Here is a 23,683-nt window from a genome sequence, read left to right as displayed (position 1 = left end):
CTCTCTCCTACCAGCCTCCCGATGCACCGCCGCCGCCGGAGGAACCACCTCCACCCGAAAAGCCGCCGCCTCCACCGCCACCGGAAGACCATCCGCCGCCGCCCGACGACCACCCTCCACCGGAACCACCACCAGAGCCCGATGATCGCGTGTCAATGTCCATGCCAAGCCATCTGTAGCGACCGGGGCCAATCTTCTGGCCGAAGACAGGCGCCAGGATAGCCATGCCGAAACCGCCGAAGAAAATAATGACCCAGATCGAGATGAAGACGACCCCGAACCAGTCAATATTAGAGGATTCATCCTTGATATTCCGCTTTGCGCGCGCTTCAAGTTCGGCTGCATCTCCCGAAAGCACTTTCAGAATATCGTCCACGCCGCGCGCGATCCCCCCGGAATAATCCCCTGAGCGAAAGCCGGGGATTATTGCATTCTCGATGATAAGTTTTGACAGAAGGTCCGTCAGCGTCCCTTCCAGTCCATAGCCCACCTCAATGCGTACCTTGCGATCATTGGGTGCCACGACGAGAAGCACGCCATTGTTTTCCTGCTTCTGACCAAGCGCCCAAGCACGGTAGAGCCGGTTGGAATAGGGCTCGATCGCCTCGCCATCAAGACTTGGCACAGTGACCACAACCACCTGATCCGACGATTTTGCCTCGAATGCCGCCAGTTTCTGGGTGATCGCATCGCGGGTCGCTGCGTCGATGACATTTGCGCCGTCCACCACCCGTCCCGTGAGCGCAGGAAGGTCCGCCGCAAAGGCATGACCCAGAAACAGCCCGAGCAGCGTTACTGTCAAAAGCAGACCATACGAAATCCTCATCAGCAAAGGATCTCGTACGGCTATATCAGCGCTTTGGCGCTTGGTGCGCATTCTGAAAGCCTAGAATTTGACTTGAGGCGTCTGCTTGACGGAATCGTCAACTGTGAATGTCTGATAAGGCTGACTGTTCGTATACCAGATCCATGTCCAGATGATCGTCGGCATGGTCCGGAGCGATGTATTATAGACGCGCACCGCTTCGATATAATCACGGCGGGCCACCGCTATGCGGTTTTCAGTGCCTTCCAGCTGTGACTGCAAGGCGAGGAAGTTCTGATTGGATTTCAGATCAGGATAGTTTTCGACCACAGCCAGAAGCCGCGACAGGGCGCCGGACAAATTGGCCTGATTGTCCTGAAATGCCTTGAAGGCATTGGGGTCTTTCAGCGTATCGGGCGTCACCTGTATAGAGGTCGCCTTGGCACGCGCTTCGACCACTGACGTCAGCACATCTTTTTCCTGAGCCGCATAACCTTTGACGGTTTCAACCAGGTTGGGGATCAGGTCTGCGCGGCGCTGATACTGGTTCAGCACTTCGCTCCATGCGGCCTTGGCCTGCTCTTCATTGGTCGGAATCGTATTGAAACCGCATGCGGACAGCAAAGGCACGAGGACGACGAGAGCCAGAACCGAAAAGACATTGCGTGGCAAAAAGCCGGTCGAAGACGTCATTTTTTGCATAAACCCTCTCCTCATTACTCATTTTCCCGACCAACTGGTCATTTTGGAACGAAGCAGTCCGAGCGTAGCCATTTTTTGCTGCAAAAGGAACTGGCAAAGCGCTATGCTGCCTTGCAACAAGGATCAAGCGGAATCGCCATGGCTGCAAATGACAAAGAGCGTCAGACTGTAACAGAATCGAAGCGGATTCTGGAGCGCATCAGCCGCGAGACCAATCCCGGCGGCAAGTCGGCGGTTGAGCGGACTGTTAACAGGACCAAGGGGCATTTTACTGCTGAAGATGCTGATGCTGCCGATCCGATCGAGATATGGGGAACGCGCATTGGCCGGGTTCTGGGATTGCTTGTGTTGATAGCCATGTTTATCTGGTTGATCAGTTCCATCACCGGCAAAAGCTGAGTCTCCGAACTCATCCCCGCTTTTCCGAACTCTTTTACGAGTATTTTCATGACCGGTTCCGTTGCTCCTTCCTCCAATGCTGTCATCGTCATTTCAAGCCATGTCGTGCGTGGTTCTGTCGGCAACCGCGCAGCGGTGTTTGCTCTTGAAACCCTTGGGCATCCCGTCTGGGCCGTCCCAACCGTTATCCTGCCCTGGCACCCGGGACATGGACCGGCCAAGCGCATTGTGCCCGAGCCGCAGCAGTTCGATGATCTGATTGCCGATCTGGAGCGTGCGCCATGGCTGGGTGAAGTGCGGGCCGTCATGACCGGTTATCTCGGCAATGCCGCGCAGGCTGCATCGGTCGCCCGCCTGATCAAGAAGATCAAAAGCCAGAACAAGGATGTGCTCTACCTCTGTGACCCCGTCATAGGTGATACAAAAGGGCTCTATGTTCCTGAAGCAACAGCAATCGGCATTCGCGATGAGCTTATGCCACTGGCTGATATTTCGACGCCAAACCGTTTTGAACTTGCCTGGCTCGCCGGTGCTGATCTGCCTGACAACAAGGCGATCATGCAGGCTGCCCTTCATGCGGGTCCCGGAACAATGCTGGTGACATCCGCCCATCCCATGCTTGCCGGCGGCACCGGCAATCTACTGGTCACGCATTCTTTCGCCATGCTTGCCGAGCATCGCCTTGTAAACGGCCCGACCAACGGGCTTGGCGATCTGACCTCCGCACTGTTCCTTGCCCGTATGCTGGCGGGTCTTGATCACGAGCAGATACTGCAGCGAACCACCGCCTCGGTCTTTGAGATCATGGCGCGCTCGGCAAAGCGCGGCGCGGATGAATTGATGCTCGAAGCGGATGCATCCAGCCTCTCCAGCCCGATGGCCATGATCCAGATGCGCCACCTCGTTCATCCAAGCAAAGGCATCCGTGCCTGACCAGATCGGCGATTGCCGCAATCGTCCTGCGCGGTTTCGACACGGGGCTTTTGCTGCAATTTCAGTGACACACCGCAAAACTGTCCTATTCTGGAATCTCGCATTTGAGCTCCGTGCAAACTGGCACAAGACCAATTGATCTTCCCTTCAATCGGGATTAATGCACCATCATGACCATGCTTCCTGAGAAACTGCTCACCGGTTATCGCAACTTCATGGCACAGCGTTATGCCAATGAAACCATGCGCTATCGTCAGTTGGCCGAACAGGGCCAGACCCCCGAAACGCTCGTTATCGCCTGTTGCGACTCGCGTGCCGCCCCGGAAATCATCTTCGACACCAGTCCCGGCGAGATTTTCGTTATCCGCAATGTGGCTAATCTTGTGCCGCCCTATGCGCCGGATGGTGAATATCACTCCACGTCGGCAGCGCTGGAATTTGCCGTACAAAGTCTGAAAGTGAAGAACATAGTTGTTCTGGGCCATGGACGCTGCGGCGGCATCAAGGCGGCACTGGATACGGAAAGCAAGCCTCTCTCCCCCGGTGATTTTATTGGCAAATGGATGAGCCTCGTTGCTCCGGCAGCCGAAGCCGTCGCCGCCAATGAACTCATGACGCCATTTGAGCGCCAGACTGCACTGGAGCGCATTTCCATTCGCTATTCCCTCCGGAACCTGCGCAGCTTCCCCTGTGTCGATATTCTGGAAAAGAAGGGTCGCATTACCCTACACGGCGCATGGTTCGATATTTCCACCGGGGAGCTTTGGGTTATGAACCCTGAAACCGGGGATTTCTTGAGACCTGATCCGGAATCGGTCGACCTGCAACCGGGCCAATAGTCTATGCAGAAACTGGCTATCGCTCTCGCGCTGCTTCTCAGCTTTGCGGTGCCTTCGCTCGCCGAAGACAACCCTGAAGTTCTTGTCGAGCGCTGGTACAAGGCACTCGATACAGCAAACAGGCCTGAATTTGCCGACCTTCTCACCGATGACGCGACAATCGTGCTTGAAGATCAGGAGATTGAGCAGACCAAGCGCGAATTCCTCGGCTCCCTCGACGAATGGGAACACGCTGTAAAAGGCACGACGATCAAGCACAGACTTGGCGGAATGGAAAATGGCAAACTGACGATGTTCGTTTGTTACGAGTTTCCTGACAACACCACCTATTCCCGCGAAATATTCAGTTTTCGCAACGGCAAGATCAGCGCCAGCGCACAGGGAGCCATTGGCGAGACCTGCGAAGGATTTTAAACAAAAGGCCGATGCTGAGCACCGGCCTTTGAATTCACTACAATTGTGGAAAAGCCTTACTTGCCGCCGTCGATCTGTGCGCCGATGATTGCAATGGCCTGCTGATAAACAGTGGCCGAATTCCATCCCTGAATTGCCGCGAAGCTGGGCTCCCCAGGCTGATATCCAGCACCACGCTGCCAGCCATGACCAACAAGGAAATTTGCCGTGGAGGCCAAGGCGTCAGCCTTGGAACGGACCATGTCGATATGGCCGCTGCCATCACCATCGACACCATATTTCAAAACATTGGCGGGCATGAACTGGGTCTGGCCAATTTCACCATGCAACGCGCCGCGCGCATCGGGGGCCAGATCACCGTGATCGACAAGCTTCAATGCCGCATAGAGCTGCTCACGAAAATATTCGCTGCGGCGGCAATCATAAGCCAGCGTCGCTACTGCGGATAGTGTGTGCTGGCTGCCAAGGACAGCACCAAAACCCGTCTCCATGCCCCAGATCGCAATGATCGGGCCAGCAGGCACGCCATAGCGCTTCTCAATGCTGGCAAAGAGAGCCGCATTCTGGGTTTTCAGTGCCTTGCCACGCGATACGATCGTCTGCGCACCACGCACCTGCATGAACTTGTCGAGCGCGTATTTGAAGCTCTTCTGATTGCGGTCCAGCGCTATTGTCTTGGTTGAATAGGTCAGGTTGTTGAGAGCACCCAGCCCCCTGCCGCCGATACCCTGCGACTTGGCTTCCTGTTTGAACTGTTCAACCCAAGCCGGAAATCCAGCAGAATTGTTGCCACACTGAGGTGCTGCCTGAGCTGCTCCTGCCATCACGAGAAGCGCGGTCGCTACACCAGCAAAAAATCTGCCTTTGGCAACAAATGCCATGGAAATCTCCTTAAAAGTTTAATCGTCCCTGATGCTATCTGCCATTTTTCTGGCACTCTGTCATCTGGCAGAATGGAGCAATACTTGGCAAAACTGGGCTCGTTCTCTTCATTTTCGATGAATATTGCCCTTTCGCGTACTCATTCGACGATTCTCGTCAACGCTGTGCAGACACACAGGATGCAATCCTGAGTTGCTCCGTTCCCGCGTTTGATTCGGCGCGGTTAGACCTATTGATGAGAAGCCATTTGCATTTTCGCTGGTAAGCTAAGTCAAATTTTGGAAATTAGATTGTATTTCTGTATATACAATAATTATTGACTGCAGTGGCTTTCATGCGTAAGTTCGAATGGAATAATGAAAAGGCTAAGCGTAATCTGCGCAAACATGGCGTGGCCTTTGAGGATGTTCGCTATTTTGAGTTTGAGACCGCTATGGAGTGGCTGGCAGACCAAAACATCTATGGTGAAGAGCGTATCGTCGCCATTGGCATACTTGGAGGTAAATTTTACGCACTTATCTACACAATGAGAGGAACATCCATTCGCGTTATCTCACTGCGTAGAGCATCTCAGAGGGAAGCGAATGAATATGCCAAATCAGAAACGTGACATGTCCGGCACCGCGATTGTTTTCAATCAGGAAACAGGATTGGTAACGATGACTGTGGCGCATAGAGCGTACAAGCAAAAGACCCGCGAGGAAGCCATCGCCGCCGCGAAGGCTTATGCCGAGTCTCTTAGCGTCGAAGAAGATGCAGCGCTTACCAAAGCGGCTTTGGACGATCCGGACACTGTCCTCATCACCGAGTTGAGCAGGCGCAAGCCCGGTCGACCACTTGCGGATAGTACAAAAACTCCGGTCTCCCTTCGCCTCAGCCCGGATGTGGTTGATTATTTCCGTTCGAGCGGCCCCGGTTGGCAGAGCCGTATTGATGATGTCCTGCGCAAAGCAGCAGGGTTGAAAAAGCGCGCGTAACTGCGTCCACCTTGACTCATCACCATATTTCCTGTTTAAGCCGCCCATCAATCCGCGACGAGTTCCAACTCCGAGCAGCCGACCGGGACCCCGCAAGGGTCTGATGATCCCGGAGGTCAACACCCGACAGCGCGATGCGCCCTCGGGTGCATTTTTGCTTTGAGCCCCGTTTGGGTATGGGCTTTGGCGCGGAGGATGCTTACCTTTCAGGGAAACAGTTCCCCGGAAGATAGAGGAAAACGGATGTTTGAGAGCTTACAGGAACGACTAGGTTCGATTTTGAATGGCCTGACCGGCCGTGGCGCGTTGTCGGATGCCGACGTCGCGGCAGCTTTGCGCGAAGTGCGCCGGGCACTTATCGAAGCTGACGTTGCCCTTGATGTGGTTCGCTCGTTCACCGACAAGGTGCGTGCCAAAGCCGTCGGCGCGGAAGTCCTCAAAAGCATCAAGCCCGGCCAGATGGTCGTCAAGATCGTTCATGATGAACTGGTCGACATGCTCGGCGCCGAAGGCGTCACCATTGATCTGAATGCCCCGGCTCCCGTTGTCATCATGATGGTTGGTCTGCAGGGTTCGGGTAAGACCACCACTACGGGCAAGATCGGCAAGCGCCTGACCGAACGGTCGAAGAAGAAAGTGCTGATGGCGTCGCTTGATACGCGCCGTCCAGCCGCACAGGAACAATTGCGCCAGCTTGGTGTACAGACCGGCGTTGATACGCTGCCGATCATTGCTGGCCAGACGCCGGTTGAGATCGCCGCGCGCGCCGTACAGGCAGCCAAGCTCGGCGGCCATGATGTGGTCATCCTTGATACGGCGGGCCGCACGCACATTGATGAGCCCTTGATGGTCGAAATGGCCGACATCAAGAAAAAGGCCAACCCGCACGAAATCCTTCTCGTTGCCGATGCTCTGACCGGTCAGGACGCCGTCAATCTTGCGCGCTCCTTCGATGAGCGCGTCGGCATCACCGGTCTTGTCCTGACACGTATGGACGGCGATGGTCGCGGCGGTGCCGCCCTTTCGATGCGCGCTGTTACCGGTAAGCCGATCAAGCTGATCGCCACCGGCGAAAAGATGGATGCGCTGGAGGAGTTCTACCCACGGCGTATCGCTGACCGCATTCTCGGCATGGGCGATATTGTTTCGCTCGTTGAAAAAGCTGCCGAAAACATTGACGCGGAAAAAGCCGCGGCGATGGCCAAGAAAATGCAATCAGGCAAGTTCGATCTCAACGATCTGGCTGACCAGATCGGCCAGATGCAGAAGCTCGGCGGCATGGGCGGTATCATGGGCATGATGCCCGGCATGGGCAAGATGAAGGATCAGATGGCCGCGGCCGGTCTTGATGATTCCATCTTCAAGCGCCAGCTCGCTATCATCTCCTCGATGACAGCAGCCGAGCGCACCAATCCTGATATGCTGAAACATTCGCGCAAGCAGCGCATTGCCAAGGGCTCCGGCACCAATGCCGCCGACATCAACAAGCTTCTCAAAATGCACCGTCAGATGGCGGATATGATGAAGGCGATGGGCGGCAAGGGCAAAGGCGGCATCATGAAACAGATGATGGGCGGCATCGGCGCCAAGATGGGCCTTGGTGGTATGGGCGGACTGGGTGGTATGGGCGGCATGCCCGACCTTTCCAAGATGGACCCGAAACAGCTTGAAGCCCTGCAGAAGCAGGCGGAAGCCGCAGGCTTCGGCAAGGGCGGTGGTTTGCCCGGTCTTCCGGGTGGTCTCGGTGGTGGTATGGGAGGCGGCCTCCCCCGCTTGCCCGGCCTTGGTGGTGGGCTTCCCGGCCTGCCGAAGAAGAAGGGATAATCATGACGTCTTCCTCCCTGCCAAAAGAATTGCTCGAACTGCGCGCTTCCATCGACAATATCGATGCGGCGCTGATCCACATGCTGGCGGAGCGTTTCCGCTGCACGAAAGCCGTGGGTGTGCTCAAGGCCAGGAATGGCCTCGCCGCTGCCGATCCCGCGCGTGAAAAACTACAGGTTGAACGTCTGCGCTCGCTCGCCCAGTCGGCTGACCTCGACCCCGATTTTGCCGAGAAGTTTCTGAACTTCATCGTCAAGGAAGTGATCAGACATCACGAAACAACTGCGGCCAAAGAAAACGCCGCGAACTAACAACAGGAGAATACCCCATGTCACTGAAAATCCGCCTGGCACGTGCCGGCTCCAAGAAGCGCCCTTACTACCACGTCGTTATCGCTGACGTTCGTGCACCGCGTGATGGTCGTTTCATCGAAACCGTTGGCGCATGGAACCCAATGCTTCCCAAGGACGGCGACCGCGTAAAGCTCGATGCTGACCGCATCCAGTATTGGATCGGCCATGGCGCACAGCCAACAGACCGCGTTCTGCGCTTCCTCGATCAGGCTGGCATTGCCAAGCGCGACACACGCAACAACCCTGAAAAGGCTCTTCCGGGCAAGAAGGCTCAGGAACGCGTTGCTATGGCCAAGCAGGCTGAAGAAGATGCAAAGGCAAAAATTATTGCTGAAGCAGAAGCTGCAAAGGCTGCTGAAGAAGCTGCCAAGGCCGCTGCTGCTGAAGCTGCTGCCGCTCCTGCAGAAGAAGCACCATCTGAAGAAGCTGCCAGCTAATAAGCGGCTTCATCCATTGACTGCAAAACGGGTGGCTCTGCCGCCCGTTTTTGTTTTCAGGCGGCAGTAAGCCCGTCCCATGCGGCCATTGCCGCATCGGCGGTTCGCATCAAACCATCGAGTGTTGCACCGTCGCGCGCTGTGATCGACATGCCATGCTGCACCGTCGCATAGAATTCCGCGATGTTCTGACAATCCGTGGCAGCATTAAGCTCCCCATCCGCTACGCCCTGCTCCAGCCGCGTCTTCAGTTTGGTGACATTCTCCCGGCGGTTATCCCGGAGCAGTTCCCCAATGGGATCATCTTCGCTTAAACCATGCAAAGCCCCAAGCACAATGAGACAACCCTGCGGTTGATCAGGCCGGGTGTAAGAAATGGCGGTTTCCTTCAGGAAATTATGAAATCCCTCCCGCGCCGTTTTGGCTTCGGGCAGAGCATTCCATATGTCGTGGCCCACCCGGCTGCGATAGACCGAAACAGCCTCTTTGAAAAGTTCGGCCTTGCTGCCAAAACAGGCGTAAAGGCTGGGAGAATTGATCCCCATCGCCTCGGTGAGCATTGCCATCGATGCGCCTTCATAACCCTTGGCCCAGAAGAGTTCCATGGCACGGATAAGAGCTGCATCCCTGTCAAATGCGCGTGGGCGGCCTTTTGGCGACATGACAAACTCCTTTTTGTAACAATCAATACATAAATCACTTGACGTTGCGGCGCAAGGGTGGCATGCCTTTATGTATCAACCGTTACATAAAAGGAAAACGGATGTCTCGTCTCTCCAATAAAGTTGCCTTTGTCACCGGCGGTAGTCGCGGTATCGGAGCAGCCATTGCCCTCAAACTCGCGGAAGATGGTGCAGATATTGCCATTACCTACACCAGCGCCCCGGCCAAGGCGGATGACACAGTCAAGGCCATCGAGAAGCTCGGCCGTCGCGCCATCGCCATCAAGGCCGATAATCTCGATGCAAAAGCAGTGGAAAGCGCGGTCAATGAAGCCCACGCCAAACTTGGCCGACTGGACATTCTTGTGAACAGCGCCGGGGTCTATTCAATGGATACGGTCGATGTGCTGGATCTGGAAGAATTCGACCGCGTGATGTCGATCCATGTTCGTGCAAGCTTCGTTGCCGCAAAGGCCGCCGTAGCACACATGCCCGTGGGTGGGCGGATTATCAGCATCGGCAGCAATCTGGCGGAAATCGTGCCGTTTCCCGGCCTTCTCGCCTATTCAACCAGCAAGGCCGCGCTGATCGGCCTGACCAAAGCGCTGGCGCGCGATCTTGGCCCGAGGGAAATCACCGCCAATATTGTTCATCCGGGCTCAACTGATACGGATATGAATCCCGCCAATGGTGATCACGCTGAAGGCCAGCGCGCCCGCATGGCCATTCCACGTTTTGGGCAGGCGAAGGACATTGCCGGTCTTGTCGCTTTTCTCGCCGGCGAAGAAGGCCGTTTCATCAACGGCGCTTCGCTGACCATTGATGGCGGTGCCAACGCCTGATCGATTGGAACTCACCCGGATGATATCATCGTCCGGGTTCTCTCTTACTGTTCGCCCTTGCGTACCAGACGGCCTTCCTCAGCCTTATGGAAATATTGTGAGCAGACCAGCCAGCCCTTCAGCGGTCGCAGCAGGATAAGACTGCCGAACAGGGTCAGCGGCAGCGTCGTGAACAGATGCACCCAGATGGAAACTTCATAGGTTGTCTGCAACCACAGGGCGAACAACATGGCCGGAACCGCGACGATGGTCATGGCGAAGAAAGCTGGGCCATCCGCTGGATCGGCAAATGAATAATCGAGCCCGCAAACTTCGCAGGACGGTGCCAGCTTGAGGAAACCATGGAACAGCCGTCCTTGCTGACATTGCGGACAGCGCCCGAGGATGCCAGTTTTCATTGGATTGTCTGTTGCGTGGTAGTGGCCTGTCTGTGACATGGCTATTGCCTTTCCAAGATGGATTTATTGTATGGATAATTTATATTATTAGCATACAATAAACATACTATCTGATGGAAATATAAGGATTGTATGCATTTATGCAAGCATGACCGTTTGTCACATGGCATATTTGTCCTTGTTAGCGCGAGAAAGTCTGGGTAATTGTATGGGTTGTAACCATACAAAGAGCCTGACATGACCGTTTGGAAGCCCCGTATTGCCACCAGTTCCCGCTACAAGCACCAAGGGATTGTCGATGCGCTGGTCGCCGACATCAACTCGGGCGTTTTGAAACCGGGGGATGCCCTCCCACCCCAGCGCGAGATTGCAAGACAGCTCGGAATTGATCTGACCACCGTCACACGGGCGATGACCGAAGCGCATCGCCTTGATCTCATCGAAGCGAAAGTCGGTTCGGGCACCACCATCAAAGGTTCGTTGACGCAACCGGCACTTGGGATGGCCTCCCTGCTGACGGATCTGGACCTGACCATGATCATCCCACCACAGCCACCGGAAGCCGACCTCCACAATCATCTGATCGAGGGGGTAAGCCACGTCCTCAACGGCGCATCGAGCCACTTCCTCAGCTATCAGGAAAGCACCGGTACAGAGGCTGCACGCGCCGCCGGGACAAAATGGCTGGCACCGCGTTTCGGTGAAGCGCCCTCGGCGGACCGGCTACTCGTGGCCGGTGGTGCCCAAAGCGCACTCTTTGCCATTTGCAGCCTTGTTGCTGCCCGCGGCTCCATTTGCGCGGGAACACTGACCTATCCGGGGCTGAAATCCGTCTGTTCGGCGCTTGATATTCCCATTCATCCGCTCGCCATGGACCGGAACGGTATTATTCCGGACGTGTTTGAAAGCTGCTGCAAAACACTGAAGCCGAAAGCAATTTACCTCTGTCCATCCATCGACAACCCAACGACCATAATGATGCCTGCGTCGCGCCGCCAAATCATCGTCAGTATCGCTCAACGCCACGATGTCATGATTATCGAGGATGATCCTTATGCGGAACTTCTCGACACACCCCTGCCCGCCATTGCTTCGATAGCCCCCGATATCACCTGGCACATTGCCACACTCTCCAAATGTGCAACGCCTGCGCTGCGTGTTGCCTATGTGGTTTGCCCCTCATCACTGGATGTACTGAAGCTCGCATCAAGCCTTCGCGCCAGTAACCCGACCGCATCGCCATTGCTGATGGCGGTTGCCACAGCCTGGATCAACGACGGCAGCCTCTATGGGATTGCACATGCAATCCGCGAGGAAAGTCAGGCCAGACAGATCATCGCCAGAAAAGTGCTGAAGAATTGGCATTTTTCCGCGCATCCGGCAGGTCATCATCTATGGCTTGATGTACCTGTTCAGTGGAGTGCCGCGGAATTCTCCGCGCTTGCCCGCCGTTCCGGCATTGGCATTGTCCCGGCGTCGGCTTTCAGCATCGCCCCTGCAACCCCCGAAGCTATCAGGTTGTCACTTGGCGCTGCGCCGGACAGAGGCAGGCTGGAACAGGCCCTCGTTCTGCTTGACCGGCTGCTGCACGAACCGCGCTTTGCCACGGGAATTATTGTCTAGAGGAAACTGCCCTGCGCCGTGATCGGGTGAAACACCGGCTTCTCCGATGCCTGCGCGGTAATCCGATGTTCCAGATCAAGCAGAAAACGTTTGCGCGGTTGCCCGCCGCCATAACCGGTCAATGACCCATCCGCACCAATGATACGATGGCAGGGAACAACAATGGCGATGCGGTTCTGGCCATTTGCACCACCGACTGCGCGGCTTGAGTTCGGTTTACCCAACGCTCTGGCCATCCCGCCATAAGTGCGCGTTTCGCCGTAGGGGATATCAATAAGCATCGACCAGATGGTGCGCTGGAATGGTGTGGCTGGCAGAAACAACGGCGTTTCAAACCGCGTCAGCTCACCGGCAAAATAGGCAGTGATCTCTTCATCAACCTGGTCAAGATAAGAATGATCCCCCGGCACAATGGTATAGCCATAGCGCTGCTCAAGTTCTGTCAATTCTGCCGGCAGGGCTGGCCGATCGGAGAATTCAAGCAGTGAAAGCCCTTCATCACCAGCCATGGCGATCATGGGGCCAATCGGTGTCTGAATATGTCTGTAGCGCAAGGTCTTTGTCATGGTCTTCTCCCGACTCATGCGCGCGATTCTATCTCTCTGGAATCGGTCTGCCACCCGATTCTTGTCAGGCCTCGTTTCCGGCAATACTCACCCTCACCCTCGCCCCCGCTCGGCTGAGCGACTGAAGAACATCGTCAGGCGGCGGTGAATCAGTCACCAGTTCATCAAAACCGGTAAAATCGCAGACCTGAACAAGTCCCTGACGGCCGAACTTCGAAGCATCCGATACGACAACCGAGCGTTCACCCCGCGACAGAACCATGCGCGCGAACTCCGCTTCCTCAAGATTGTAATCCATCAACCCATGTGTCGCATCGATGGCGCCGATGGAAATGATGGAATGGGCGACATTGAACCGGCTGATAAAATCGATGGCCAGGGCACCGAAGGCAGCGCCATTGTCACTGCGCAATTCACCTCCGGCCATGAATACCTTGTTGCCATTCACCGTCGCCAAAGTACGGGCAATATCGGATGAATTGGTGACAACCGTCAGATTGCGATACTGCAACAATTCCCGAGCAAGAAAGCTGGTGGTCGTGCCCGTATCCAGCATGATCGAGTCACCATTGCTGATTGTACCTGCGACATGCCGGGCGATTGCCCGCTTGGCACCGGCATTCTCGCGCATGCGTCGTTCAAACGGCGCTTCGCCGAGATGCTGCGGCAAACCAACGGCACCATGGGTGCGCACGATAACCCCTTCATCAGTCAAAGGTTTTACATCGCGCCGTATCGTCTCAAGCGAAACGCCGAGCCTGTTCGCCAGATCCGAGATCGAGATTGTGCCCTCATCCTGCAGCACTTTCGTAATCTCGCCACGCCGTTTGGAACCCATCATACACCTCATCAATCGTGCATATCTGCGCACATGCAAACATTGATACCACAAAAAATTTATAAAACAGTCATAAAAACCACAAAAACTCACAAAGGCGGATTGACAACGGAGGTCATGCAGATGAGATTTGCCATATAGGGCACCCAAGGCGGGTGCTCGTTTTCTGGATTGCCCGATGACGCAGACCCAGACCAGCGAAGCCCGAATTGCTGCCTTGCCCCTGTGGCATGGCAATATCAGCGTGACGCTGCTCAAGGGCGGGATCAGCAATGAGAGCTATGTCGTCGAAGATCAGCACCGCAAATATGTGGTGCGGTTTGGCAAGGATTATCCCTTCCACCACGTCTTTCGCGACCGCGAGGCCATGACGGCGAAGGCCGCACATAGCGCGGGATTTGCACCCGAATTGTTTTACGCCGATGGCGGCATAATGGTATCGGCATTTCTGGGCGCAAAAACCTTTGATGCACAGGATGTGCGCGACAACATCGCCGGTGTCGCCACCCTGATCCGGCAATTTCACACGGCAATGCCCGATCACATCACCGGCCCCGGATTCATGTTCTGGGTGTTTCACGTCATCCGCGACTACGCCCGCACGCTTAAAACGGGCAAAAGCCGTATGGTTGATCATCTGGAAGATTACCTTGCCATTGCGGCCGAGATGGAGGCTGTGCAAAAGCCACTCCCGATCATCTTCGGCCACAATGATCTTCTGCCCGCCAATATTCTCGATGATGGCGAACGGCTGTGGTTGATCGACTTTGAATATGCCGGTTTTTCCACCGCCATGTTCGATCTTGCCGGTATCGCGTCCAATTGCGGTCTGACGGAAGAAGAATCGGAAGCCTTGCTGGCAGCCTATTTCCAGGCCTCTCCCGACCACGCGCTGAAGCGCGCCCACGCGGCGATGCAATGCGCTTCACTGCTGCGCGAAGCCATGTGGGGCATGGTGTCGGAGCTGTATCTCAATGCACCCGGCGTCGATTACGTCGCCTACACCCATGAAAATCTGGAGCGTCTGGAACAAGCGCTGGACCGGTTTCGAACCACATATGGAAGCAAATCATGACCCTGCCCAGTCACGCCCAGATCGTTGTTATCGGCGGCGGCATCATCGGCTGTTCGACGGCCTATCATCTTGCAAAAGACCACAAGGCGGATGTCATTCTGCTTGAGCAGGGACAGTTGACATCGGGCTCCACCTGGCACGCGGCGGGCCTTGTTGGTCAGCTGCGCTCCTCCGCATCCATTACCCGCGTCCTGAAATATTCGGTTGATCTTTACAAACGTCTTGATGAGGAAACCGGTCTGGCGACGGGCTGGAAAATGACCGGTTGCCTGCGCCTTGCCACCAATCAGGACCGCTGGACCGAGTTTCGCCGTCTGGCGACCACAGCGGGTAGTTTTGGCATGGAGATGCACCTTCTTTCGCCGCAGGAGGTCAAGGCCATGTGGCCGTTGATGCGGGTCGATGATCTGGTCGGTGCAAGCTGGCTGCCGACGGACGGGCAGGCGAGCCCTTCGGATATCACGCAATCGCTGGCACGCGGCGCGCGTATGAACGGCGCGAAACTCATCGAAAATATCCGTGTCACCGGGTTCGAGATGGATGGCGAGCGTATCATCAAGGTCAAGACTGATCAGGGTGACATCGCTTGCGAAAAAGTGGTCAATTGCGCGGGCCAATGGGCAAGGCAAGTCGGTGCTATGGCAGGCATCAATGTGCCACTTCAACCTGTAAAACACCAATATATCATCACCGAAAAGATCGACGGTCTGTCGTCAGACGCACCGACCATCCGCGATCCTGACAGGCGCACCTATTTCAAGGAAGAGGTTGGCGGTCTGGTCATGGGCGGCTACGAACCCAATCCGCAGGGATGGGTGACTGGCAATGTGCCTGACGATTGGCAGTTTCGCTTGTTCGATGATGATTTCGATCATTTTGAACAGCATATGATGCAGGCGATGGAGCGCATTCCCGCGCTTGAAACCATCGGCGTCAAGCAGATGATCAACGGCCCGGAGAGCTTTACGCCAGATGGTAATTTCATTCTCGGTCGTGCGCCTGAGTGCTCGAATATGTTTGTCGGCGCGGGCTTTAACGCCTTTGGTATTGCCTCAGGCGGCGGCGCAGGCTGGGTGCTGGCCCAATGGGTCATCGATGGCGAAGCACCGCTTGATCTGTGGACTGTCGATATCAGGCGCTTTTCCAATCTGTATCGCGACCGTGACTGGGTGCTTGACCGCACATTGGAAGCCTATGGCAAACACTACACGATTGGCTTTCCGCACGAGGAGTACACATCCGGGCGTCCAGCCATTGTCTCACCGCTCTATGATCGCCTGAAGAAACACGGCGCGGTCTTTGGATCGAAACTCGGCTGGGAACGCCCCAACTGGTTTGCACCCGATGGTACGGAGCCTGTCGATATTTATTCCATGGGTCGTCAGAACTGGTTCGATCAGGTTGGCAAGGAACATACGCTGGTGCGGGAAAAGGCCGGCATTTTCGACCAGTCCTCCTTCGCCAAATATGAACTGACAGGCAAGGACGCGCAAAAGGCGCTTGATTACATCTGCGCCAATGATGTTGCAAAGCCCGTCGGGCGGTTGACCTATACGCAGCTTCTCAACACCCGCGGCGGCATTGAATGCGATCTCACCGTTGCGCGACTTGCCGAAGACAAGTTCTATATCGTCACCGGCACGGGCTTTCGCACCCATGACTTTGCCTGGATCAAGGAACATATCGGTGAGGGGCTGGATGCACGCCTCGTTGATATCACCGAGCATTTCGGCACGCTTTCGCTCATGGGTCCAAAGGCGCGTGATGTCCTGTCGCGCGTCACGGATACCGATGTCAGCAACAGTGCCTTTCCTTTCGGCCATGTCAGAGAGATCAAGATAGCTGGAGCGACAGTTCGCGCCCTGCGTGTGACCTATGTCGGCGAGCTTGGCTGGGAACTGCATATTCCGATTGCCGCCACTGGCACGGTCTTCGATGCCCTGATGCAGGCAGGCGAAGAATTCGGTATTGCACCCGTCGGATATCGTGCGCTGGAATCGCTGCGGTTGGAAAAAGGTTACCGTGCCTGGGGTTCTGATATCACGCCCAATGACTCGCCCTTCGAGGCCGGGCTAGGCTGGGCGGTCAAATTGCGCAAGGACACGGAGTTCTTGGGCCGGAAGGCCAGCCAGACTATTCAGGCTGCACCTCTCAAGAAACGCCTTGTCGGTTTCACTGTTGCCAATGAGGATGTGGTGCTTCTGGGACGCGAGACGATCCTGCGCAATGGCGAGACGGTTGGGTACCTTACCAGTGGCGGTTTCGGTTACACAATCGGCAAGCCCATTGGCTTCGGTTATGTCCGTCATACTGATGGTGTAACCGACAGCTTTTTGACCGAAGGAACCTATGAACTGATCGTCGCCAATGAACGCTTCCCCGCCAAGATTCACCTTGAGCCGCTCTACGATCCGCTAAACGCAAAAGTGAAGGCGTGAGGCGGCAAACGCTCTTCTGATTGAGCCTGTCAAAACGCCAGCAATTCGGCACCCTGCGGCATAATTTCCCGGGGGTTGACTTTCCCCGTGGAGGGGACCAAATGGCAGCACGCGACCGGGAAATTTCGGCCGCGTATCACCAAACCGGAGTCTATCTCTTATGCCCAACGACGACAGTCATAGTCGATTGTTTGCGCCGTCATCGGCGATCGTGGCCTGATTCTAAGAGATCAGCTCGCCCCGATCAGCCGTGACGGCGGATCGACAGAAAGGCGAGCTAAAATGAACGACCTTCGCTTGAATAAGGATGCAGTCAATGCCGAATTGGCACAGGCATCCAATGTAGCAGAGCAGCTTGCCGCCATGCAGGCCGCTGATGCTGTTGAACTGCTCAACGAACTCGATGTCGAGGATGCCGTCGGCATTCTCGCTGAAATGCCAAGAGATCACGCGGTTTTGATCCTCGATCAGCCGGAACTGCACTCGTCTGCCGAGATTATTGCCGAGCTTCCAGCACCTATTGCGCGTGAGCTGCTTGACGCCATGTCAGCCGACCGCGTTACTGATATTTTCCAGCAGTTCGATGACGAAACCCGTATCCGCCTTGCCTCGAGCCTCGGGCAGGAAACCAAGGCTGCGCTGCGCAAGCTGCTGCACTATCCGCCCCATACGGCAGGCAGTCTGATGACCACCGAATTTGTCAGCGTGCCCGGCGACTGGAATGTTGCCGCAACGCTGCAGCACATTCGCGAAGTCGAACGGTCCCGCGAAACGATCTATGCAATCTATGTAACTGACGCAAAGACCAAAGGTCTGTTGCGGGCTGTCGCATTGCGCCGTCTGATCACCAGCGAGCCTGATGATTCCATCATGAGCGTTGGCCGCGACGTTGCCCCGGTAACGGTTGGCCCGCTGACCGATCAGGAGGATGTTGCCCGGCTCTTCCGCAAGCACGATCTGCTCGCCGTTCCCGTGGTCAATGACGACAATCACATCATCGGTATCGTTACCGTCGATGATGTGATCGACGCCATGACACAGGAAATGACCGAAGACACCTTGAAGTTCGGTGGTATGGAGGCGCTGAACAAGCCCTATATGCAGATCAGCTTCGTGCAGATGCTGCGCAAGCGGGCCGGTTGGCTCGGCGTGCTGTTTCTCAGCGAGATGCTGACCGCCAGCGCCATGCAATATTTCGAAGGCGAACTGGAAAAGGCTGTTGTCCTGACCCTGTTCATCCCGCTGATCATGAGTTCCGGTGGTAATTCCGGTTCGCAGGCCACATCGCTGTTGATCCGCGCATTGGCGCTGCAGGAACTGCGCCTGAAGGATTGGTGGCGGGTTGCTCTGCGCGAACTGCCCACAGGCATGGTGCTCGGCTCTTTCCTCGGCGTCATCGGCGTTATCCGCATCACCACGTGGCAGATGGTCGGCCTTTATAATTACGGCCCGCACTGGATGCTGATTGCCGCCACTGTCGGTGCAGCCCTGATCGGTATCGTGACCTTCGGCTCACTTGTCGGGTCCATGCTGCCCTTTATCCTGCAAAAGATCGGCTTCGATCCTGCCAGCGCATCGGCACCGTTTGTGGCCACGCTGGTCGATGTAACAGGGCTGGTGATCTATTTCTCGATTGCGCTCGTCTTCCTTTCGGGCACTCTTCTCTGACAAAGCGCGGCATCTTCCCGGATTTGCCGCGCTTAATACCGTCCGAGAGCCGTCACGCCTGCATAGCTGTAATGCAGGCAAGGGTCAGCCAAAAGCGTATCCCCCCTTTCGCATTTGCGAAAAAACATGTATGGAGCGCGCAAATGCAAAGCGGCGCCAGCATGTGAGCGTCCACAATCCTCCAAAAGAGAAACTCATGAAACTGCGCAACATCGCGATCATCGCACACGTCGACCATGGCAAAACCACGCTTGTCGACGAACTTCTGAAACAGTCCGGCAGTTTCCGTGACAACCAGCGCGTTGCCGAACGCATGATGGATTCGAACGACATCGAAAAGGAACGCGGGATCACGATTCTCGCCAAGGCCACTTCGGTCGTCTGGAAGGATGCACGCATCAATATCGTCGATACACCAGGCCACGCCGATTTCGGTGGTGAAGTCGAGCGTATCCTGAGCATGGTGGACGGCGCGATCGTTCTCGTCGACGCTGCCGAAGGCCCGATGCCACAGACCAAATTCGTTGTCGGCAAGGCCCTCAAGGTTGGCCTGCGCCCGATCGTTGCGATCAACAAGATCGATCGCCCTGATGCGCGCCACGAAGAAGTCGTCAACGAAGTCTTCGACCTTTTTGCTGCTCTCGACGCAACTGACGAACAGCTCGACTTCCCGATCCTTTACGGTTCAGGCCGCAATGGCTGGATGGCACGCAACCCGGAAGGTCCGCAGGATCAGGGCCTGTCCGCCCTGTTCGACATGGTTCTTGACCATGTGCCTGCCCCGACCGTCGGTGAAGGCGCATTCAAGATGATCGGCACGATCCTTGAAGCCGATCCGTTCCTCGGCCGCATCATCACCGGCCGCATCCATTCCGGTACCGTCAAGTCCAACCAGCAGGTCAAGGTTCTGCACGGCGACGGCACGCAGCTTGAAACCGGCCGTATCTCAAAAATCCTCGCATTCCGTGGTATTGAGCGTCAGCCAATCGAAGAAGCCCATGCGGGCGACATCATTGCCATCGCCGGTCTGCAGAAGGGCACTGTTGCCGACACATTCTGCGCCACCGAGGTTTCCGAGCCTCTGCATGCGCAGCCAATCGATCCGCCGACAGTCACCATGTCCTTCATCGTCAATGATTCGCCATTGGCCGGAACCGAAGGTGACAAGGTCACCAGCCGCGTTATTCGTGACCGCCTCTTCAAGGAAGCCGAAGGCAACGTAGCGCTGAAGGTTGAAGAGTCAGGCGACAAGGATTCGTTCTTTGTATCGGGCCGCGGCGAATTGCAGCTTGCCGTTCTCATCGAGAATATGCGCCGTGAAGGTTTCGAGCTTGGTGTTTCGCGTCCCCGCGTTGTCATGACGAAGGACGAAAATGGCGACCTGCTTGAGCCAATCGAAGAAGTGCTGATCGACGTTGACGAGGAATATTCAGGCACGGTTGTGCAGAAGATGTCCGAGCGCAAAGCAGAAATGGTCGAGCTTCGCCCATCCGGCGGCAATCGCGTCCGCATGGTTTTCTACGCACCGACGCGTGGCCTCATCGGCTATCAGTCGGAGCTTCTGACCGATACACGCGGCACTGCCATCATGAACCGCTTGTTCCGCGCTTACGAACCTTTCAAGGGCGAAATCGCAGGGCGTAACAATGGCGTTCTGATCTCCAACGATCAGGGCGAGTCTGTTGCCTTCGCCATGTGGAACTTGGAAGATCGCGGTCCGATGGTTATCGAAGCTGGCGTCAAGGTTTATGCCGGCATGATTATCGGCATCCATTCCCGTGACAACGATCTGGAAGTCAACGTGCTCAAGGGCAAGAAGCTGACCAACATCCGTGCCGCAGGCAAGGATGAAGCCGTCAAGCTGACACCGCCGATCCGCATGACGCTGGAACGCGCTTTGTCGTGGATTCAGGATGACGAACTGGTTGAAGTCACGCCGAAGTCCATTCGTCTGCGCAAGCTGTACCTTGATCCGAACGAGCGCAAGCGTTTCGAAAAGAGCAACAAGGCTGCTGGCGCCGCATAAGCCAATCCACATTCAATGATCAGAAGAGCGGCGATTTTCGCCGCTTTTCTTTTTGGTGCAATACACAAAAAATCGTTCTAAATCCCAGTTGCGAAATCCCGGCGCACGGGTCTATGGTTAAGAAACCATGAACACCCATGTGACCGAGATCAGACGAGCTGAACTGGCCGATGCGGGCGAAATCTCCGCTGTGCATCTGGCTGCCTGGCAGGGCGCCTACAGAGGCATCATCCCCCATCGTTCGCTGAACACCATGCTGCACCGTCGCGGCGCGGACTGGTGGGCGAGAGCCATTCGCCGCTCCACACAGATTCTCGTCGCCGATATTGGCGGCGTGGTTGCGGGCTATGCCACGCTGGGACCAAACAGGGCGCGCCAGTTGCCACAAAAAGGTGAAGTCTACGAGCTTTACATCCGCCCTGAATATCAGGGATTGGGCCTCGGGACGCGCCTGCTCGGCGCTTCGCGCCGCAGCCTTGTCGATCAGGGCCTTAAGGGCATGGTTGTCTGGGCTCTTGAAGACAATGATCTCGCGATCAACTTCTATCAGAACGCGGGTGGCAAGGATGTGGCCGAAGGCGTTGAATGTTTCGAAGGAAAGACGTTGAAGAAAGTCGCTTTCGTCTGGAGCTAGTTGCCCATTATTCGAAAATCTCTGGTTTTATGGAACAGGCCTCTTTGGTGCCTGCGACACAATATTTCTTGTTATGTCTGTGATTTTGCGGCCTTGTCTGCACTTATTTCATTCAATTGGACCTGCCCCTCTGTTTTCGGGACGTAGATATGCGACGCAATTCTTGCGTCACCGCGTAAAAATCTTTACAGCACTCCCAAACCAACAAGGACTCTGAAAATATGCGCATTGATGCCATTTCGGTCGGCAATAATCCCCCTGAAGATGTCAACGTCATCATCGAGGTTCCAGTCGGCGGTCAACCGATCAAGTACGAACTCGACAAGGATTCCGGCGCATTGTTTGTCGACCGGTTCCTGCACACCCCGATGACCTATCCGGGCAATTACGGTTTTGTTCCGCACACCCTGTCGGATGACGGCGATCCGATTGACGTGCTGATCTGCAACACCCGCGCCCTGATGCCAACCAGCGTGATCAACGTGCGTCCCATTGGCGTTCTCGTCATGGAAGACAATAAGGGACAGGATGAGAAGATCATCGCCGTGCCTTCACCGCACCTGACCCTGCGTTATGAGAAGGTCCACAACTACACGGACCTGCCTGAGATTACACTGAAGCAGATTCAGCACTTCTTCGAACACTACAAGGATCTGGAACCCGGCAAATGGGTGAAGATTGGTGATTGGGGTGATGAAGATGCGGCCCGCAAACTGATCACTGAAGCCATTGAGCGTCACAACGCCAAGAAGGCCTGATTATATCAGGGCGATCCCAGTGTTTCGAGCTGTAAAGCCAACGCTTCCGGATCGCCCGATATCTTGACCTGTTTCAGCCGTGATGTGGCGCCTGCGCCAATAGAAACATCGCGCGCCGCTATTCCAAGCGATTTCGCCAGCAGCTTTTCCAGCGCCGCATTGGCTTTTCCATCTTCCGGCACCGCCCGCACACGGGCTTTCAGATGGGCGCGCCCGTCACCCGTTTCTTCAACACCTTCAATCCCGTCGCGGGCTGACTTTGGCGTCAGCCTGACAAAGAGCGTGATACCGTCACGCTCCTTGCGAAAGAAAGCCGTGCTCAACGCTGCGGTTAAACCAGAAGCGGCGCGATTGTGGTCCACAGAAACTGGCGAAGGAAAAAGATAATCAGCAGCAGGATGATCGGGGATATGTCAATGCCACCCAGATCGGGCAGGAAGCGCCGGATAGGACGCAAGGCAGGCTCCGTCACCCGGTAGAGAAATTCGCCAATTGAAGCGACAAACCGGTTGCTCGAATTGATCACGTTGAATGCGTAGAGCCATGAGAAGATCGCACTGGCAATCAGAATCCAGGTGTAGATATCGAGGGCCAGATCAATCGTGCGGATAAGAGCGAGCATAGGTTTCTCCTGATAATCACGCGACATGTAGCGATTGGCGTGCGCTCGGGCAAGAGGTAGCTGCTTTTGTGGGAATCAAAGCCGACTCCATTTTGGCAATGACCAAACCAAGTATTCATTGCGCAGAAGGTATTTCATCGGGTGAACAACAGCATCCCCGGAGGTACAATTGAACGTTATTGTTGAATTTTGAAAACGGGAATAACTTATAGTTGTGAGTCGGGCAGTTCCGGCAAGCACTTTATCTAGGGGGTTTCCATGCTCAATAAACTGTCAGCCGAATTCTTCGGTACATTCTGGCTCGTCCTTGGCGGTTGCGGCAGTGCCGTACTTGCCGCTGGATTTCCAGCCCTTGGCATTGGCTTTCTCGGTGTTGCCTTTGCGTTTGGTCTTACGGTTCTAACCATGGCATATGCGGTCGGCGGTATCTCCGGCGGCCACTTCAATCCCGCTGTTTCGCTTGGCCTTGCCGTAGCGGGACGCTTCGACTTCAAGGATCTTATCCCTTACTGGATCGCACAGGTTATCGGCGCTATCGCCGCTGCTGCGGTGCTCTACCTGATAGCCTCGGGCAAGGCGGATTTTGCCGGTGTCAAAGGCTTTGCTTCCAATGGTTATGGTGAACTTTCTCCAGGTGGGTTTGGACTGACCGCCGCCCTGATTGCTGAAGTTGTCTTCACAGCCTTCTTCATCATCATCATCCTTGGAGCAACGTCATCATCCGTTCCGGCGGGCTTTGCCCCGATTGCCATTGGTCTGGGACTGACCCTGATCCATCTGGTGTCCATTCCGGTGACGAATACCTCTGTTAATCCGGCCCGGTCTACCGGCGTCGCCTTGTTTGCCCAGACGGCCGCACTCAGCCAGCTCTGGCTTTTCTGGGTTGCTCCACTTGTTGGTGCCGTTGTTGGCGCGATCATCTGGAAGGCGCTTCTCGGTAAAGACTGAGCATCCAATCCATTCACGAA

The 23,683-nt window shown here is 55.7% G+C and carries 27 protein-coding genes; 18 read left to right on the top strand and 9 right to left on the bottom strand.

The features are described 5' to 3' along the window. Positions 1-7: 7 nt before the first annotated feature. Complete coding sequence (locus BLU05_RS09760) at positions 8-826, bottom strand: TPM domain-containing protein (RefSeq protein ID WP_175540555.1); 819 nt, start codon at positions 824-826, stop codon at positions 8-10. Between the two features lie 60 nt (positions 827-886). Further along, the gene (locus tag BLU05_RS09755) at positions 887-1,498 is read right to left on the bottom strand and encodes a LemA family protein (protein WP_227988232.1); all 612 of its coding nucleotides are present in this window, start codon (positions 1,496-1,498) and stop codon (positions 887-889) included. Between the two features lie 147 nt (positions 1,499-1,645). On the opposite strand from BLU05_RS09755, the gene BLU05_RS09750 reads away from it, so the two are divergent. The 4 genes from BLU05_RS09750 (at position 1,646) to BLU05_RS09735 (ending at position 4,092) form a co-directional block, all read left to right on the top strand. Beyond that, positions 1,646-1,906 carry a hypothetical protein gene (locus BLU05_RS09750; RefSeq protein ID WP_091880220.1) on the top strand — a complete coding sequence of 87 codons (261 nt, stop codon included), beginning with the start codon at positions 1,646-1,648 and terminating at the stop codon, positions 1,904-1,906. Between the two features lie 48 nt (positions 1,907-1,954). Then, the gene (gene pdxY / locus BLU05_RS09745; protein ID WP_091879563.1) at positions 1,955-2,839 is read left to right on the top strand and encodes a pyridoxal kinase PdxY; all 885 of its coding nucleotides are present in this window, start codon (positions 1,955-1,957) and stop codon (positions 2,837-2,839) included. A gap of 170 nt (positions 2,840-3,009) precedes the next feature. After that, entirely contained in the window at positions 3,010-3,678 is a 669-nt protein-coding gene (locus BLU05_RS09740; RefSeq protein ID WP_091879562.1) for a carbonic anhydrase, read from the top strand. Between the two features lie 3 nt (positions 3,679-3,681). Continuing rightward, positions 3,682-4,092, top strand: coding sequence for a nuclear transport factor 2 family protein (locus BLU05_RS09735; RefSeq protein ID WP_091879561.1), 411 nt, complete (start codon positions 3,682-3,684; stop codon positions 4,090-4,092). Positions 4,093-4,148: 56 nt separating this feature from the next. Here BLU05_RS09735 and BLU05_RS09730 read toward each other — a convergent pair whose 3' ends face one another. Next, positions 4,149-4,973 carry a lytic murein transglycosylase gene (locus tag BLU05_RS09730; protein ID WP_091879559.1) on the bottom strand — a complete coding sequence of 275 codons (825 nt, stop codon included), beginning with the start codon at positions 4,971-4,973 and terminating at the stop codon, positions 4,149-4,151. Between the two features lie 335 nt (positions 4,974-5,308). Between BLU05_RS09730 and BLU05_RS09725 the strand changes: the two genes are divergently transcribed. The 5 genes from BLU05_RS09725 (at position 5,309) to rpsP (ending at position 8,565) form a co-directional block, all read left to right on the top strand. Then, positions 5,309-5,584, top strand: a complete 276-nt coding sequence (locus BLU05_RS09725; RefSeq protein ID WP_091879557.1) for a BrnT family toxin — start codon at positions 5,309-5,311, stop codon at positions 5,582-5,584. Continuing rightward, complete coding sequence (locus BLU05_RS09720) at positions 5,565-5,951, top strand: BrnA antitoxin family protein (RefSeq protein ID WP_244518243.1); 387 nt, start codon at positions 5,565-5,567, stop codon at positions 5,949-5,951. The genes BLU05_RS09725 and BLU05_RS09720 overlap by 20 nt, the downstream gene beginning before the upstream one ends. A gap of 243 nt (positions 5,952-6,194) precedes the next feature. Continuing rightward, positions 6,195-7,775, top strand: coding sequence for a signal recognition particle protein (gene ffh / locus BLU05_RS09715; protein ID WP_091879556.1), 1,581 nt, complete (start codon positions 6,195-6,197; stop codon positions 7,773-7,775). 2 nt (positions 7,776-7,777) lie between these two features. Then, positions 7,778-8,086: a chorismate mutase gene (locus tag BLU05_RS09710; protein WP_091879554.1), complete on the top strand. Its 309-nt coding sequence runs from the start codon at positions 7,778-7,780 to the stop codon at positions 8,084-8,086. A gap of 17 nt (positions 8,087-8,103) precedes the next feature. Then, positions 8,104-8,565, top strand: a complete 462-nt coding sequence (gene rpsP / locus BLU05_RS09705; RefSeq protein ID WP_091879553.1) for a 30S ribosomal protein S16 — start codon at positions 8,104-8,106, stop codon at positions 8,563-8,565. A gap of 56 nt (positions 8,566-8,621) precedes the next feature. Here rpsP and BLU05_RS09700 read toward each other — a convergent pair whose 3' ends face one another. Further along, the gene (locus tag BLU05_RS09700; protein ID WP_091879551.1) at positions 8,622-9,227 is read right to left on the bottom strand and encodes a TetR/AcrR family transcriptional regulator; all 606 of its coding nucleotides are present in this window, start codon (positions 9,225-9,227) and stop codon (positions 8,622-8,624) included. Positions 9,228-9,328: 101 nt separating this feature from the next. Between BLU05_RS09700 and BLU05_RS09695 the strand changes: the two genes are divergently transcribed. Next, entirely contained in the window at positions 9,329-10,069 is a 741-nt protein-coding gene (locus BLU05_RS09695) for a 3-oxoacyl-ACP reductase family protein (RefSeq protein ID WP_091879550.1), read from the top strand. Positions 10,070-10,113: 44 nt separating this feature from the next. On the opposite strand, the gene BLU05_RS09690 is transcribed toward BLU05_RS09695, so the two are convergent. Next, positions 10,114-10,506: a DUF983 domain-containing protein gene (locus BLU05_RS09690; protein WP_091879548.1), complete on the bottom strand. Its 393-nt coding sequence runs from the start codon at positions 10,504-10,506 to the stop codon at positions 10,114-10,116. A 198-nt stretch (positions 10,507-10,704) separates the two neighbouring features. Between BLU05_RS09690 and BLU05_RS09685 the strand changes: the two genes are divergently transcribed. Then, positions 10,705-12,090 carry an aminotransferase-like domain-containing protein gene (locus tag BLU05_RS09685; protein ID WP_091879547.1) on the top strand — a complete coding sequence of 462 codons (1,386 nt, stop codon included), beginning with the start codon at positions 10,705-10,707 and terminating at the stop codon, positions 12,088-12,090. On the opposite strand, the gene BLU05_RS09680 is transcribed toward BLU05_RS09685, so the two are convergent. Continuing rightward, positions 12,087-12,656 carry a methylated-DNA--[protein]-cysteine S-methyltransferase gene (locus BLU05_RS09680; RefSeq protein ID WP_091879545.1) on the bottom strand — a complete coding sequence of 190 codons (570 nt, stop codon included), beginning with the start codon at positions 12,654-12,656 and terminating at the stop codon, positions 12,087-12,089. The genes BLU05_RS09685 and BLU05_RS09680 overlap by 4 nt on opposite strands. A 64-nt stretch (positions 12,657-12,720) precedes the next feature. Further along, positions 12,721-13,497 (bottom strand): DeoR/GlpR family DNA-binding transcription regulator, encoded by a 777-nt coding sequence (locus tag BLU05_RS09675; RefSeq protein WP_091879544.1) that lies wholly within the window; start codon positions 13,495-13,497, stop codon positions 12,721-12,723. Between the two features lie 175 nt (positions 13,498-13,672). Here BLU05_RS09675 and BLU05_RS09670 point away from each other — a divergent pair, with 175 nt between their 5' ends. From BLU05_RS09670 to ppa, 6 genes are all read left to right on the top strand, one after another. Continuing rightward, on the top strand, positions 13,673-14,569 hold the full coding sequence (locus BLU05_RS09670; protein WP_091879542.1) for a choline/ethanolamine kinase family protein: 897 nt from the start codon (positions 13,673-13,675) through the stop codon (positions 14,567-14,569). Then, positions 14,566-17,007, top strand: coding sequence for a GcvT family protein (locus BLU05_RS09665; RefSeq protein ID WP_091879541.1), 2,442 nt, complete (start codon positions 14,566-14,568; stop codon positions 17,005-17,007). Before BLU05_RS09670 ends, BLU05_RS09665 begins: the two co-directional genes overlap by 4 nt. 282 nt (positions 17,008-17,289) lie before the next feature. Continuing rightward, the gene (mgtE, locus tag BLU05_RS09660) at positions 17,290-18,675 is read left to right on the top strand and encodes a magnesium transporter (protein WP_091879539.1); all 1,386 of its coding nucleotides are present in this window, start codon (positions 17,290-17,292) and stop codon (positions 18,673-18,675) included. A gap of 196 nt (positions 18,676-18,871) precedes the next feature. Next, positions 18,872-20,701 (top strand): translational GTPase TypA, encoded by a 1,830-nt coding sequence (typA, locus tag BLU05_RS09655; RefSeq protein WP_091880217.1) that lies wholly within the window; start codon positions 18,872-18,874, stop codon positions 20,699-20,701. 127 nt (positions 20,702-20,828) lie between these two features. Further along, positions 20,829-21,335 carry a GNAT family N-acetyltransferase gene (locus tag BLU05_RS09650; protein WP_091879538.1) on the top strand — a complete coding sequence of 169 codons (507 nt, stop codon included), beginning with the start codon at positions 20,829-20,831 and terminating at the stop codon, positions 21,333-21,335. A 221-nt stretch (positions 21,336-21,556) separates the two neighbouring features. Beyond that, on the top strand, positions 21,557-22,093 hold the full coding sequence (ppa, locus tag BLU05_RS09645) for an inorganic diphosphatase (protein ID WP_091879537.1): 537 nt from the start codon (positions 21,557-21,559) through the stop codon (positions 22,091-22,093). Between the two features lie 5 nt (positions 22,094-22,098). Here the strand turns inward: ppa and BLU05_RS09640 are convergent, their stop codons facing one another. Both BLU05_RS09640 and BLU05_RS09635 read right to left on the bottom strand, forming a co-directional pair. After that, positions 22,099-22,416 (bottom strand): DUF167 family protein, encoded by a 318-nt coding sequence (locus BLU05_RS09640; protein ID WP_091879535.1) that lies wholly within the window; start codon positions 22,414-22,416, stop codon positions 22,099-22,101. Between the two features lie 8 nt (positions 22,417-22,424). Further along, positions 22,425-22,715, bottom strand: coding sequence for a YggT family protein (locus BLU05_RS09635; RefSeq protein ID WP_091879534.1), 291 nt, complete (start codon positions 22,713-22,715; stop codon positions 22,425-22,427). Between the two features lie 258 nt (positions 22,716-22,973). Between BLU05_RS09635 and aqpZ the strand changes: the two genes are divergently transcribed. Then, positions 22,974-23,663, top strand: a complete 690-nt coding sequence (gene aqpZ, locus BLU05_RS09630; protein ID WP_091879532.1) for an aquaporin Z — start codon at positions 22,974-22,976, stop codon at positions 23,661-23,663. The last annotated feature ends 20 nt before the right edge of the window (positions 23,664-23,683 follow it).

Source organism: Phyllobacterium sp. OV277 (assembly GCF_900104355.1).
Taxonomy (GTDB): domain Bacteria; phylum Pseudomonadota; class Alphaproteobacteria; order Rhizobiales; family Rhizobiaceae; genus Phyllobacterium.
This window is presented reverse-complemented; position numbering and strand designations above follow the sequence as displayed.

Coding starts and splice junctions, on each gene's coding strand:
- BLU05_RS09700 (WP_091879551.1), bottom strand. CDS start 9,227: ATGTCGCCAAAAGGCCGCCCACGCGCATTTGACAGGGATGCAGCTCTT.
- BLU05_RS09695 (WP_091879550.1), top strand. CDS start 9,329: ATGTCTCGTCTCTCCAATAAAGTTGCCTTTGTCACCGGCGGTAGTCGC.
- BLU05_RS09740 (WP_091879562.1), top strand. CDS start 3,010: ATGACCATGCTTCCTGAGAAACTGCTCACCGGTTATCGCAACTTCATG.
- BLU05_RS09685 (WP_091879547.1), top strand. CDS start 10,705: ATGACCGTTTGGAAGCCCCGTATTGCCACCAGTTCCCGCTACAAGCAC.
- BLU05_RS09650 (WP_091879538.1), top strand. CDS start 20,829: ATGAACACCCATGTGACCGAGATCAGACGAGCTGAACTGGCCGATGCG.
- ppa (WP_091879537.1), top strand. CDS start 21,557: ATGCGCATTGATGCCATTTCGGTCGGCAATAATCCCCCTGAAGATGTC.
- BLU05_RS09760 (WP_175540555.1), bottom strand. CDS start 826: ATGAGGATTTCGTATGGTCTGCTTTTGACAGTAACGCTGCTCGGGCTG.
- BLU05_RS09755 (WP_227988232.1), bottom strand. CDS start 1,498: ATGACGTCTTCGACCGGCTTTTTGCCACGCAATGTCTTTTCGGTTCTG.
- typA (WP_091880217.1), top strand. CDS start 18,872: ATGAAACTGCGCAACATCGCGATCATCGCACACGTCGACCATGGCAAA.
- BLU05_RS09735 (WP_091879561.1), top strand. CDS start 3,682: ATGCAGAAACTGGCTATCGCTCTCGCGCTGCTTCTCAGCTTTGCGGTG.
- aqpZ (WP_091879532.1), top strand. CDS start 22,974: ATGCTCAATAAACTGTCAGCCGAATTCTTCGGTACATTCTGGCTCGTC.
- BLU05_RS09730 (WP_091879559.1), bottom strand. CDS start 4,973: ATGGCATTTGTTGCCAAAGGCAGATTTTTTGCTGGTGTAGCGACCGCG.
- BLU05_RS09690 (WP_091879548.1), bottom strand. CDS start 10,506: ATGTCACAGACAGGCCACTACCACGCAACAGACAATCCAATGAAAACT.
- BLU05_RS09725 (WP_091879557.1), top strand. CDS start 5,309: ATGCGTAAGTTCGAATGGAATAATGAAAAGGCTAAGCGTAATCTGCGC.
- pdxY (WP_091879563.1), top strand. CDS start 1,955: ATGACCGGTTCCGTTGCTCCTTCCTCCAATGCTGTCATCGTCATTTCA.
- rpsP (WP_091879553.1), top strand. CDS start 8,104: ATGTCACTGAAAATCCGCCTGGCACGTGCCGGCTCCAAGAAGCGCCCT.
- BLU05_RS09670 (WP_091879542.1), top strand. CDS start 13,673: ATGACGCAGACCCAGACCAGCGAAGCCCGAATTGCTGCCTTGCCCCTG.
- BLU05_RS09675 (WP_091879544.1), bottom strand. CDS start 13,497: ATGATGGGTTCCAAACGGCGTGGCGAGATTACGAAAGTGCTGCAGGAT.
- BLU05_RS09665 (WP_091879541.1), top strand. CDS start 14,566: ATGACCCTGCCCAGTCACGCCCAGATCGTTGTTATCGGCGGCGGCATC.
- BLU05_RS09720 (WP_244518243.1), top strand. CDS start 5,565: ATGCCAAATCAGAAACGTGACATGTCCGGCACCGCGATTGTTTTCAAT.
- BLU05_RS09635 (WP_091879534.1), bottom strand. CDS start 22,715: ATGCTCGCTCTTATCCGCACGATTGATCTGGCCCTCGATATCTACACC.
- BLU05_RS09750 (WP_091880220.1), top strand. CDS start 1,646: ATGGCTGCAAATGACAAAGAGCGTCAGACTGTAACAGAATCGAAGCGG.
- ffh (WP_091879556.1), top strand. CDS start 6,195: ATGTTTGAGAGCTTACAGGAACGACTAGGTTCGATTTTGAATGGCCTG.
- mgtE (WP_091879539.1), top strand. CDS start 17,290: ATGAACGACCTTCGCTTGAATAAGGATGCAGTCAATGCCGAATTGGCA.
- BLU05_RS09680 (WP_091879545.1), bottom strand. CDS start 12,656: ATGACAAAGACCTTGCGCTACAGACATATTCAGACACCGATTGGCCCC.
- BLU05_RS09710 (WP_091879554.1), top strand. CDS start 7,778: ATGACGTCTTCCTCCCTGCCAAAAGAATTGCTCGAACTGCGCGCTTCC.